Annotated in this window: 9 protein-coding genes; 2 read left to right on the top strand and 7 right to left on the bottom strand. The window is 38.5% G+C overall.

Translation table 11 applies throughout. From position 1 onward, the window contains the following. Positions 1–106 precede the first annotated feature (106 nt). The 4 genes from G525_RS21185 to G525_RS0115395 all read right to left on the bottom strand — a co-directional run bounded on the left by G525_RS21185 (position 107) and on the right by G525_RS0115395 (position 5,015). Positions 107–1,204, bottom strand: coding sequence for an ABC transporter ATP-binding protein (locus tag G525_RS21185; RefSeq protein WP_035479882.1), 1,098 nt, complete (start codon positions 1,202–1,204; stop codon positions 107–109). A gap of 95 nt (positions 1,205–1,299) precedes the next feature. Then, positions 1,300–2,925, bottom strand: a complete 1,626-nt coding sequence (locus tag G525_RS0115405) for an ABC transporter permease (RefSeq protein ID WP_027126957.1) — start codon at positions 2,923–2,925, stop codon at positions 1,300–1,302. 53 nt (positions 2,926–2,978) lie between these two features. After that, positions 2,979–4,010 carry a Fe(3+) ABC transporter substrate-binding protein gene (locus tag G525_RS0115400; RefSeq protein ID WP_051209969.1) on the bottom strand — a complete coding sequence of 344 codons (1,032 nt, stop codon included), beginning with the start codon at positions 4,008–4,010 and terminating at the stop codon, positions 2,979–2,981. A 102-nt stretch (positions 4,011–4,112) separates the two neighbouring features. Beyond that, complete coding sequence (locus tag G525_RS0115395; RefSeq protein WP_027126955.1) at positions 4,113–5,015, bottom strand: EamA family transporter; 903 nt, start codon at positions 5,013–5,015, stop codon at positions 4,113–4,115. A gap of 417 nt (positions 5,016–5,432) precedes the next feature. On the opposite strand from G525_RS0115395, the gene G525_RS0115390 reads away from it, so the two are divergent. Next, complete coding sequence (locus G525_RS0115390) at positions 5,433–7,052, top strand: FAD-binding protein (protein ID WP_027126954.1); 1,620 nt, start codon at positions 5,433–5,435, stop codon at positions 7,050–7,052. A 14-nt stretch (positions 7,053–7,066) separates the two neighbouring features. After that, entirely contained in the window at positions 7,067–8,794 is a 1,728-nt protein-coding gene (locus G525_RS0115385) for a thiamine pyrophosphate-binding protein (RefSeq protein WP_027126953.1), read from the top strand. Between the two features lie 66 nt (positions 8,795–8,860). Here the strand turns inward: G525_RS0115385 and G525_RS0115380 are convergent, their stop codons facing one another. The 3 genes from G525_RS0115380 to G525_RS0115365 all read right to left on the bottom strand — a co-directional run bounded on the left by G525_RS0115380 (position 8,861) and on the right by G525_RS0115365 (position 12,750). Beyond that, positions 8,861–10,285 carry an MptA/MptB family glycosyltransferase gene (locus G525_RS0115380; RefSeq protein ID WP_027126952.1) on the bottom strand — a complete coding sequence of 475 codons (1,425 nt, stop codon included), beginning with the start codon at positions 10,283–10,285 and terminating at the stop codon, positions 8,861–8,863. A gap of 285 nt (positions 10,286–10,570) precedes the next feature. Continuing rightward, positions 10,571–12,061: a cellulose synthase family protein gene (locus G525_RS0115370; protein WP_027126951.1), complete on the bottom strand. Its 1,491-nt coding sequence runs from the start codon at positions 12,059–12,061 to the stop codon at positions 10,571–10,573. Next, complete coding sequence (locus G525_RS0115365) at positions 12,058–12,750, bottom strand: glycosyltransferase family 2 protein (protein ID WP_027126950.1); 693 nt, start codon at positions 12,748–12,750, stop codon at positions 12,058–12,060. The genes G525_RS0115370 and G525_RS0115365 overlap by 4 nt, the downstream gene beginning before the upstream one ends. Positions 12,751–12,797 lie beyond the last annotated feature (47 nt).

The raw sequence follows: 12,797 nt of genomic DNA, 5'->3' as shown, positions 1-12,797 counted from the left end.
GCTCAGTGGCCAGTTGCCCCTTTATTTGAAGTGTTTGAGAGCTAAAAATGCTAGTGATGTTTTCTGACCTCCATTTTAAAAATATTGGATTAAAATGCTTTTGATATTACTCGGTATCAGTTTCTTTAACTTTGAAGTTTTTAAGTTTAAAGCGAACAATATCTCCAGGTTTCCAGGTTTGTATCGAGGATTTTAGCAAGATACTCTTGGTGTCTTGTACAAGTTCTCCTTTGCAGTCATTTGCGCATTTGTTACATCGGTTACAACATACCTTTAACTGCATATGATCTCCTAAGTACATACATTGCTCTACCATGCCACAAAGATGTGGCTCTTCAGCATTACAAAAATCGGTTTCCTCTGCTCTGAAAAACAAGTTCACTTTATCCCGATTTGTGGATAATGGACAATCTTTCTGTCCAGAAACAAATCCGAAAGGGGTTTTAAATCCTCCAGAAGTAACCGTTGCTTCAAGATTGTTTGACTTCCCGAATAATTCCGCAACATAAGAGGAGTTCGGATTATTGTACAAACTATCAGGGGTGTCGAGTTGCAATAATTTTCCTTTGAGCATTACTGCAATCTTATCTGCGGTAGAAAAAGCATCTTTGGTATCATGCGTTACCAAAATAGCGGTAATCCCCATGGCTTTGATAATCTGACGCACCTCTTCACGCACTTGGTCGCGTAAGATGGTGTCCAAATTACTGAAAGGTTCGTCCATCAACAAGAGATGAGGTCGCGGCGCAAGTGCCCTAGCCAAAGCCACCCTTTGTTGTTGCCCCCCAGAAAGTTGGTGTGGATATTTTTTAACGTCCTCTTTTAGGCCGGTTAGTTTTATAGTTTCAAGTACGCGTTGTGCGGTATCTTTTTTATTGAGACCTTTTAATCCAAAAGCGACATTTTCAAAAATGGTGAGATGCGGGAATAAGGCATAATCTTGGAATACCATCCCCGTTTTTCGCTTGTTTGCGGGCAAGGATTTCCGGCCGCTCACAATCAGTTCTCCGCCGAGCTCAATAGTTCCTGACTTAGGATGTTCCAATCCTGCAATTAAGCGCAATAGGGTGGTTTTTCCAGAACCGCTTTCGCCAACAAGTGCTAATATTTCGCCTTTATCCAAAGAAAAAGAAACACCGTCCACCGCGTAGGTATCAGCATTCCTATATTGTTTACTAATATTATTCAATTCAATAATCACCATGGTCATTCTTTTTTTTCTGCTTTTGCAGCCATACGGATAACATTTTGTTTTCAGAAGGACTTAAATCAAAAGCTATTGATCTTTCTACACCGTTTTCATTTCTTTCTACTGATCATATTATTCAACACTATAATTGGGATAACTCCAGTTAAAACCACCACCAGAGAGGCGTTTGCTGATTCTGCTATCATTTCGTTGGTTGCCATATCAAAAGCTTTAGTGGCCAACGTATGGAAGTTGAAAGGTCTCAAAATCAAGGTTAATGGAAGTTCCTTTAAAATATCAACAAAGGCCAATAATACCGCTCCTGCTATACTGTTCTTTATCAAAGGCAGGTCTATCTTCCACAAAGTTCTTAAAGGTGACGCACCTAATGAGCGTGCCACCTCATTGACTGAGGCGCCTGTTTTTTGAAACCCTGCATCAATAGCATTATAGCCAACCGCCATAAACCGAACAACATACGCCACCACTAAGATAAACAATGTTCCTGACAAAATCATCCCTACATGGTTTGAAACTGCCCAATTAATAGTTCTATCCAAACCCATCATCGGAATCATTACCCCTACAGCAATAACCGCACCAGGGATGGCATAGCCCAAAGAAGCGGTTCGTGCAATATGTTTGGTCCAACGTAAAGGGCTTAATCTTATGGCATACAATAAAAATATGGATATTACGGCAATAGCCACAGCAGAACCAATCGCTAGGGAGAAACTGTTAAAAATTAAAACCCCAAATTCAGAATCTACCACATTGTGCCAGGTGAGGGAGACCCAATAAAACAGTTGCAATAATGGAAATATAAAACTGATCAGTAAAACAATCAAACAAAGTGCTGTATATAGCTGGCGTGTGCTTTTATGTTTGGGTCTGATTCTAATTGCAGGTTTTGAACTTTGGCTTCCAGCGTTCCAATTACGGCCTCCTCTCTGAACCGTTTCCAGCCAGATCAACACTAAAACAATCACGGTCAAAATTGCTGAGAGATAGATGGCCGTGTTAATATCTCCAAAAGAAAACCAAGCTCTGAAAATTCCCGACGTAAAAGTGTCCACTCCAAAGTATTTCACCGTGCCGTAATCATTTAAAACTTCCATCCCTACTAAAGCAATTCCACCAGCTACGGCTGGTCTTGCCATAGGTAATGCTATCTTAGTGAACATCCGCATCCGATTGCTGCCCAAAAGAAATGCTGCTTCTTGCATTGCGCCGGATTGCCGCATAAATGAGGCCCTACAGATGACATACACGTAAGGAAATAAGCTAATGGAAAGTATAAATATAGCCCCGGGCATATTCATAATATCGATGATGGGACCTTTAAAAGAGATGTCAAAGTTATTACGGAAGAAAGCCTGTACCGGTCCGGTATATTCCAAAATTCCCACATAACTGTAGGCCATCATATAAGATGGAAATGCAAGAGGAAGAATTAAAAGCCACTCAAAATACTTACGACCCGGAAACTCATATACTGATACCAGCCACGCCATGCTCACACCAATTAAAAAAGTAAATGTGCCGACCCCTAGCAACAAAAGAAATGAATTGGCGAAATAGGAGAGTAGTAAATTGGATGCAATATGGCCCCAATGCTCCCCGGGTTTGTCGAAGAGCTTGATCAGAATAGTGAACACGGGGGTCAATACCAAAAGTAATATTATAATTGCACCGCCCGTCCACTTATTCCACCAATAGGTGGTTCTTTTTGCCATTTAATTCTGCTAGTTTTAACCTTGTTGATGAAGATTAAAGATTTTAATACCTGTTATTTCCAACCAGCCTCATCAAAAACCATAACAGCTTTGCTATTATTTTCTCCAAGCTTATAAAGTTCAACATCGTCGGCTTTAAAATCGCCCCAACTTTTTAAGATCGCAGCTTTAGTGGCTTTGGAATTGATTGGGTATTCGTAGTTTAAGTTTGCCAAGGTTTGCTGTGCCTCTTCTTCTGAAAGAAATTCCATAAGCTTGATAGCATTTTCCTTGTTTGGTGCATATTTAGTCACACCAATGCCGCTGACATTAACGTGCGTCCCTCTTCCATCTTGGTTCGGGAAAATAATACCAACACTTTCTCCTGCCTTGCGCTCTTCTTCATTTTCATCGTTAATCAACAATCCAATATAATAGGTGTTGACTACAGCAATGTCAGCTTCACCAGAAGCTACGGCTTTAACTTGATCACGATCACTGCCCTTTGGGTTTCTTGCCATATTAGCTACAACGCCTTCAGCCCATTCCTTTGCTTTTTCTTCACCATCGGCCAAGATTATAGAGGCCAACAACGATTGGTTATAAACATTTTCAGAAGAACGGATGACAATTTTGCCCTTCCACTTTGGATCTGTCAAATCTTCGTAAGTCTTAATATCCTCAGGGTTTACTCTGTCCTTAGCGTAGGCAATAATTCGTGCTCTGTAAGTCATGCCGTACCAGTAGCCTTCTTTTTCTCTAAACTCTGGCGCAATATTAGCCTCGAGTATTTCAGATGTAACAGGCTGCAACAAATCTTTTGATTGTGCACGGTAAAGTCTGCCCGCATCTACGGTTATCAAGATATCTGCATTGGAGTCTTCGCCTTCTGTTTCGAGGCGTTGGATCAGTTCATCGGCACTGGCGTTTACAATATTCACCTTTATACCGGTCTCCTCAGTAAATTTGGTAAAAAGCTCGTCATCGGCCTTATAATGTCTGTGGGTATAGACGTTAACTTCTTGTTTAGGGGTTGTAGAATCACCACATGCCACGAATAAGGTCGTAAGGCATATTAGAAATCCGAGTTTTAAAGTAGTACTCATATAGATAGTGTTTTGTTTTGATTTGCAAAGGTAATCTTATTTAGACTTAATACAAACAAGAAACAATACTATCAATTTCACCTCAGTTATTAGGCTTGAAAGTCAGGCTTTTATTGGCTTCTGATTTTTTCGAGAATTTATCATAATCACGGCAAGTAAGATAATGATGATGCCCACCCATTGTAAAAAGCTGATAGCTTCGTTTAAAACCAAATAGGCACTGAACACTGAAATTGGTATTTCTAACGCCGCAATAATGCTTCCTAGACCCGTGCCGATGATTGGAAAGCCTTTGTTAAATAAAAGTGGCGGAAGGATCGTACCGAAAAATCCTAGGAAGATTCCCCAAGTGATAAAGACGTTCCAATTAAATTCTTGTAGAATTTGAAGATTCCAAAATAGGATTATTGAAATGAGTCCGCCATATACCAAATACTGAGTCCGTATGATGTTGGGCAGGTGTAAGGCAACTCTGCTCGTGGCGTACATGGTTCCTGTAAAGCATAGTGCCGCCAACAGGCCAAAACCAATCCCTTTTAAGTTAAGTTCAATGTCATTTTCAAAAACCTTTGCGGCTAACATGGTGCCCACAATGGCGACAATCGCTCCAATTATTTTTGTTTTATTGACTAAGGCGCGGGCCGTGAAGAACTCCAATACGACACCCATCCAAATGGTCTGCATTAACAGAATAATCCCAACGGAAACTGGCACGTATTGGATGGATAAATAATAAAAACTGCTGGTGAGGCCTAAGAAGGTTCCAAACAACATTAATTTTACTTTGGCATTCAATGAGACACCTTCTATTTCAATAGTCTTCGATTTTTTTGAAAAGAAAAGAGCAAGAACAGTCAGTAACAAAGCCCCAAACAAGTATTGAGAAAATGCCAAACCAGCGGTACCAAATCCACTATTATTGGCATATTTTACAAAAGTTGCCAAAACCCCGTAACTAGCTGCGCCTATAGCGACAAATAAAACACCTTTTAGATGTGCATTCATGGTTTAAAAATTATTTTGATTAATGGGCTATTTAGCTCTATGGTAAGAAGAGCGCTGGCAAATTTAAACAATCAGTTAATCATTCCCTCATGATTTTATGGACATCAAATCTGATTCATTTTAAAATGTGGTTACTGGCCTGCTTTGGTTAACTGTAACGAATTAAGAAAAACAGGCTATTTTTATCTAAATTTGATGCAAATCTCATATGAAAATGCTTAGTTTAGTGTTTGATTAGTAACATTCCAACAACCACCGCTTACATTTGAATAATTTCTCAAATAAATCTGATTTACATTTTTTTAGAAAATAGGAATTTTATGTCTATTAAAATAGGGCATTACGCATGCTTGCGGTAAGGCGTTGGGCGGTAAAATGGAAAGTAAAATTATATCTGACGCTTTTATAGCATAATTTATGAATGTTTTAAATTACGAAAATGTCATTATTGGAGGTGGATTGGCGGGAATTTCTGCAGCCATTGAACTCTTGGACAATAATAAAAAAGTACTGATTATTGAAAGGGATGTTGAAGAAAATCTTGGGGGATTGGCAAAGAAATCTTTTGGAGGTATTTTATTTTCTGGTACGCCTCAGCAAAAGAAGGCGGGTATCCAAGATTCTACCACCTTGCTTTATGAGGATTGGATGCGTTACGGCAATTTTAATGAAACCACTAGTTTAGGCGCCCAATGGGCCAAGTTTTATTCGGAACATTCAATTTCTGTTATTTATGATTGGCTTGTTGCTAAAAAAGTCGACTTTCTTCCAGTGGTCAATTGGCCAGAACGTGGGATGGATGTCAAAGGAAATTCGGTGCCCAGATGGCATATTACTTGGGGTACTGGCTATGACTTAACCCACAAAGTTACCAGCTACTTATTGAATCATCCAAATAAAGAACATCTCGAAATAAAGTTTCAACATAAGGTAGATGCTATTATGATCGCTAATCAAAAGGCAAAAGGTGTTGAGGTTATTGATGAAATCACTAATGAGAGATTAAGCATTACTTCTGAAAACATCATTATTGCCTCCGGAGGAATTATGGGTGGTGATTTAAAATTGGTAAAGAACCATTGGCCTTCCAAATTCCACACCCCTCCTGATCATTTATTAAATGGCTCTCACAATTATGCGGATGGTACCATACATTTGGATTTGGACCACAAAGGAATTCCTTCAACGCATTTAGATAAACAATGGCATTACGCTGCTGGAATTCCCACGCCACATCCCGAAGAAGGAAAGTATCGCGATGGCTTGAGTTTAGTGCCGCCACGATCGGCAATTTGGGTGGATGCTACCGGGAAACGCTTTACGCCACCACTTGTGGCTTATACCGATACGTCTTATTTTGTTGAACATATCCTAAACACCAAGGAACAGTATTCATGGAGTATTATGAACTGGAAAATCGCCATTAAAGAATTGGCTGTTTCGGGTTCTGAGTATATGACGGCATTTAGAAATCGGAATAAATTCAGACTGATAAAAGATGTTCTCTTCGGAAATAAATCCTTAGTGAATAGACTTATTGAAGAATCTGATCATTTTGTAATAGCCGACACGCTCGATGATTTGGTTCAAAAAATGAATCAGCAAGACAAAAATAATATCGTGGACTTCGAGATTCTAAAAAGGGATTTGAAAGCTTATGACGACGAAATTGATCGCGGTAAAAAATATTTTAACGATGAGCAATTACGCCGATTGGTGAATTTTAGATTATATCGCGGAGATAAGATCAGGACTTCAAAATTCCAAAAGATTTTAGATCCAAAAGCAGGACCATTGATTGCAGTTAAACAATATATATTAAGTAGAAAAAGCTTGGGAGGCATTCCTACCAATCTCAACTCGCAAGTGATGGATAAGGATGGCGATATTATCTCAGGATTATACGCCGTGGGAGAATCTGCCGGATTTGGTGGTGGAGGCATCCATGGTTCAAGATCATTGGAAGGCACTTTTTTAGGATCGTGTATCTTAACAGGTAGAGTTGCCGGAGCACATATAGCAGGAATAAAACTTTAAAATTATAATTTATTATGAAGAAAACAGGCGCATGGTTACTGGTCAAGGCATTGGAGCAATTACCGATATCGCATACATTTGGTATTCCGGGAGTGCATAACACTGAAATTTATGATGAGTTAAATAAGTCCTCAAAAATCAAACCTATATTGGTCACTCATGAAGGTGGCGGTGCCTTTATGGCCGATGCCGTCAGTCGCACTTCAGATACTATTGGCACCATGGTCATTGTACCAGCGGCTGGAGTAACACATGCCTTAAGCGGGATTGGTGAAGCTTTTTTAGACGGGATTCCTATGCTTGTCATCTCTGGAGGAATTCGTACGGATGTCGATAAAAGCTATCAGCTTCACGAATGGGATATGCATTCGGTATTGAGCGGCATTACCAAAAAGACCTATCATATAAAAAAGCATGAGGACATTATGACCAGTGTTTTTGAGGCTTATACTATCGCCATTTCTGGAAATCCTGGTCCTGTTTTTATCGAAATACCCACGAATATTCAGATGTTTAAAGGTGAGGTTTCAGAAATCCTATCGTATGAAAAACCTGAAATTAAACCGACAGTAACAAGTTCTCAATTGGAGGAAGCTATTCGGATCATTTCTGAATCTAAGAAAATAGGCATGTTTTTAGGATGGGGCGCAAAAGAGGCGACGGCAATTAGCGTGCAAATTGCCGAGCGACTCCATGCTCCGGTATCAACAACCTTACAGGGGTTTAGCGTTTTTCCAGGCGATCATGAATTATTTACAGGAATGGGTTTTGGCCCGGCATCTGTCCCCGCTTCAGAAAATGCTTTTAAGGATGTGGATTGTTTAATTGCCGTAGGTACGCGATTCGCAGAAATCCCAACCGGAAGTTTTGGAGCAAAAGTTCCTGAAAATCTGATCCACATCGATATCGATGAAAATGTTTTTGATAAAAACTATAAGAGTAAACTGGCCATTCAAGGCGATGCGAAACTTGTTTTAGAAAGTTTAGTAGCAGAATTGATAAACAAGAATATAGAAAAAACCAATCCTAAATTAATTATTGCTATTGCAAAAGATAAGGAAGCTTATTATAAGGAATGGTCTGATTTTAAATTCGATCGGGTAAATCCTTATCATTTTTTCAAGAGTTTAAGAGAACATCTTGACGATGATGCCATAACTGTTTTGGACGATGGCAATCACACCTTTTTGACGGTAGAATTATTTCAAAATCTTAAAAGCAAACATTTAATTAGTCCCACCGACTTCAATTGTATGGGCTATTGTGTGCCAGCGGCCATAGGTGCTAAATTTGCCAATCCTAACAAACAAGTCGTGGGAATTGTTGGTGATGGCGCTTTTTTGATGACCGCACTTGAGTTGATGACCGCAAAAAGGAATCAATTGGGAATTGCAATTTTCGTTTTTCATGATGGCGAGCTTTCCCAAATATCTCAAGGTCAAGAAATTCCTTATAATAGAAAGACCTCTACAGTATTGGGCGATTTCAACATTGATGGTATTGCACATGCTGTTGGCGCCGATTATTTAGTTATAGAAAATGATGCGCAGATTGACGACGTTATTAGTGCTGCCCTTGAAGCGGCTAAATTGAACAAAACGGTCTTGGTGGATGTGCATATCGATTATAAAAAACGAACCCGATTTACACAAGGTGTTGTGAAAACAGTTTTAGGGAATTTCCCATTTTCCGATAAAGTTCGATTTATTGGTAGGGCCGTAAAAAGAAAGATTTTGGGGTAAACAATTCTTATGTAGATTTTTTTATAGTTCTCAATGCAGGAATGGTGCATTCTCGCTTTCTTCTTATTAATAGACTTTATGAGGATTCTCTGCTTTGATAAGGTCTTTTTTTATGAATACTTCCCAAATAAAGACGGCATATACCACCAAATACTCCAAACCAATGGTCCAAAGGTTTTCTGTGTTCTGGGTGTTGGTATAGGCCAAATAACTCAAAACAATCATGAACGACCATACCAAAGGAAATTTGTAGTTGGTAAATACGGACAAGATTAAAAGTGTTGCCAGATACCAAGGATGAATAGTGGTTGAAATAAAATAATAGATGCTTGCTGCAAAAAGCATGCTTATGATGAGCTGTTTTGTAGTGTTATTTTTTCTGAGGAAGGTTAACATTAAAACAGCTAAAACTGTGAACATTGGAATGAATTTGCCAATTATAGCAATTTCATTATAACCTGTCAATCTATAGCCAACTTCTCTTGCCACATAATAAAGGCTTGCATTAAATTCGAAAGTGCTGAACCAAAGTCCCACTGTTTCTGAATAATTATGTACAAATTCTGAAGAATAAAATGGAAGGAATAAAATCAGAACTGTGATACCAATGATGCTATAAAAACCTATCAGTTTTGTGAGGTTGAGTGGTGTTGAGTAAGACTTATCATTTAGTTCATCCTTGAGGTTTAATGGGTTATCCTTCTTGGTGAAATATCGAAAAAAGAGCGGTAAAAATAATAATGGAATCAATTTGACAGAAACCGATAATGCAAAGATCAGTGCCGCAATTTTCCATTTTCCCTGATGTAATAGATATAAGCTCAGTAACAGAAAGAAAATCATAATTCCTTCGAAATGCAAGCTTCCCGTCAATTCAATGATGATAAAAGGATTGAGAATGTACCAAAATATAGTGTGGACCGGCAGCTTTAAGCGTTCTAAAAGCTTTTTGCCAATATAGAGCGTTCCTATATCTGCAGCGATGATAAACATTCTAAAAACGATGGCAGAGCCCAGAATGCTTTTCCCTGAGAAAAGTGCAGCAATCATAAAAATAAATTGCTTTACTGGCGGGTAATTTGTAAAGTGGCTTCCATTAAGTTCGCCCATGCCTTGATAGAGTTCTTGGGCTTGTGCGACAGGAAACTGAACGTTATTAATAAATGATTCTGGAGTAAAAAGATACGGATTGAAACCTTCTAATATCATGCGTCCGTCCCAAATAAAGCGGTAGAAATCTTGTGAGAGGTTAGGGGTTGCAAATAGAAAAACCACTCTCAAAATAATTGCAAAAAACGCCAACAGTTTAAAATTGCCTGAATGTTTTTTTACCAGTTGGTAGAATAAAACAAAGAGAAAGGTATATAATACGAGGAGTTTGAAAACATCCGTTCTTACCAGATCATACGCGAATACCGCATAAAGTAGAGCACTTGCAAGTGCAAAAAAAACAGGTGCTTTATTTGTTTTTAGAACTGTTGGATGGAACATTAATCGCTATAAAAAGTCCGTCTTCATTTAGGAAGAATTGGAATTAGTTGACGTTGCAAGATAAGTTGTTTTTAAGGCTTAATATTAATGCTTGGCCAAAATTTTGTTGTTGGACTTATTTGCGTTAGCGATAGCAACGGCATCCTTTTTGCGCAAGTGGCTGACCGATAAGGAAGCCACAGGTGTAAAAAGATATAGTGGATAGCGCGACCTGAGGCTAGCTGTGATTAGGATGAATATCTATAGTGTAAGTTTGCCGAAAGGGAACGCCCAAATAACTATAGGCTATACTTTAGAGGTCAATGATTTAAAGAACACAAAGCCAAATCCTACAAAAAGCATGAGATGGAAAGGGAACAATCCAAAATCGCCACCTTGGTCGCCAACAACAAAGGCACTGTATAATCCAAATCCGAAATAGAGCATCAAGGCACCTTCAAAAATGACGTTCATGGATACTTTCTTGCGCAAATACTTATTGCCTTTCCATGTGTCTTTTAAAGTGCTGATGTTGAATTTTGGCGTTCTGATAAACTCACTGCGCTTTCCTATATGGCCTTCAATAACCGCAATGGAGTTGTGAAGGGAAAAGCCCATCGCAATGGAGAAAAACGTAAAAAACAAGAAGACATAATTAAAAAAGTTCTTGAACCCATTGCCATAAATCTCTTTGTACATTAACCAATAACAAACAAAAAAGATGATCGTGCTCATGACGAAAAAGCTCATAAAGTAAAAATAGAACCTTAAATGTGCATATTCGTTTTTAATATAGAGCATTGGAATACTCAAAACAGCCACCAAAAATACGTTTAAAAACATGGTACTGTTCAAGAGGTGCAACAAACCATGAAGTTTGGTTTTTAACGAAATATTCTTGGATTTTAGAACACGCCACATCATCTTTCTGAAATTCTCAGCGCCACCTTTGTTCCATCGGAATTGTTGCGAACGTGCCGCACTGATTACCACAGGTAATTCGGCAGGAGTTTCCACGTCTTCCAAATATTTGAATTTCCAGTTTTTAAGTTGTGCTCTGTAACTTAAATCCAAATCCTCTGTAAGGGTATCTCCTTCCCAGTTTCCGGCATCGATAATACATGTTTTACGCCAAACTCCAGCGGTACCGTTGAAATTCATAAAATGGCCTTTGCTGTTTCTGCCTACTTGCTCTAAGGTGAAATGTGCATCTAAAGCAAACGCTTGAATTTTTGTTAGGATGGAATAATTTCTATTGATATGGCCCCAACGGGTTTGCACCACGCCAATTTCGTCATCTTTAAAATACGGGATGGTCTGATTTAACCAATTTGGTTGTGGTAGAAAATCGGCATCAAAAATGGCAATAAACTCACCTTTAGCAATCTTTAAACCTTCTTTTAAGGCACCTGCTTTATACCCGCTGCGGTCCGTTCTTCTGATATGTTGGATATCTAAACCTGTTGCTTTTAATTTCGCAACATGTTCGGCGGTAGTAATAACGGTTTCATCCGTAGAATCGTCAAGGACTTGAATTTCCAATTTATCCTTTGGATAGTCTAATAAAGCAATATTGTCCAACAGCCGTTCCATCACATACATTTCATTATAGACAGGAAGCTGAATGGTTACAAAAGGGATTTCTTCTGGCTTTGAAAAATCAAAAACTACAGATTTGTCTACTTTCTTTTTAGCGGCTAAATAATTAATTAATAGATTTAGTTGTGCCAGCGCATATAGAAGAATAAGTACGAGAGCAATGGTGTAAACAACTATTATTAAGTATTCTAGAATCATTTTTTAAAACTATATTTAAAAATCCAACCTAGGATTTTAACGCCCGCAAAGATAGTACCTTTTATGGTTCCTGATACTTTAGAGACCCCAATTCTTTTTTTATATTTTACAGGAACTTCTACATAGGTTAATTTTTGTTTTAGCGCTTTTAATTGCATTTCAACGGTCCAGCCATAAGTTTTGTCCTGCATCTTCAGGTCGAGGAGTTTTTTATATTTAATGGCCCGAAATGGACCAAGATCGGTAAATTTTGCGCCAAACATGATGCGCATTAAAAAAGTAGCCAACCAGTTTCCAAAATGCTGTTGCGGGGTCATGGACCCTTTTTCCTGTAAACGTTTCACTCTTGAACCCACAACAAAATCGATGTTATCTTCAAGTATTGGAGCGACTATTTGGATCAGTTCTTCGGGATAATCACTATAATCCCCATCCATAAAAACAATGATTTCCGGTTTTTCAGATAACTTTGAAATATAGTCCATGCCTTTTAGACAAGCATAGCCATAACCCATTTGCGATTCTAATAAAACGGTAGCCCCAGCATTTTGGGCAACTTCAGCGGTTTTGTCGGTGGAATTATTATTGACAACAATTACTTCATTAACAATTGAGGGAATTTCATTGATGACAAGCGCAATGGAATCTGCTTCGTTATATGCGGGAATAATGACTTTGATATTGGGCATTTGAAATTTTAAAGTTGGCGCAAAAGTAAGAATAGTTTTCTGTAATT

Origin of the sequence: Gelidibacter mesophilus DSM 14095 (genome assembly GCF_000423005.1) — a bacterium.
GTDB classification, from domain to species: domain Bacteria; phylum Bacteroidota; class Bacteroidia; order Flavobacteriales; family Flavobacteriaceae; genus Gelidibacter; species Gelidibacter mesophilus.
This window is presented reverse-complemented; position numbering and strand designations above follow the sequence as displayed.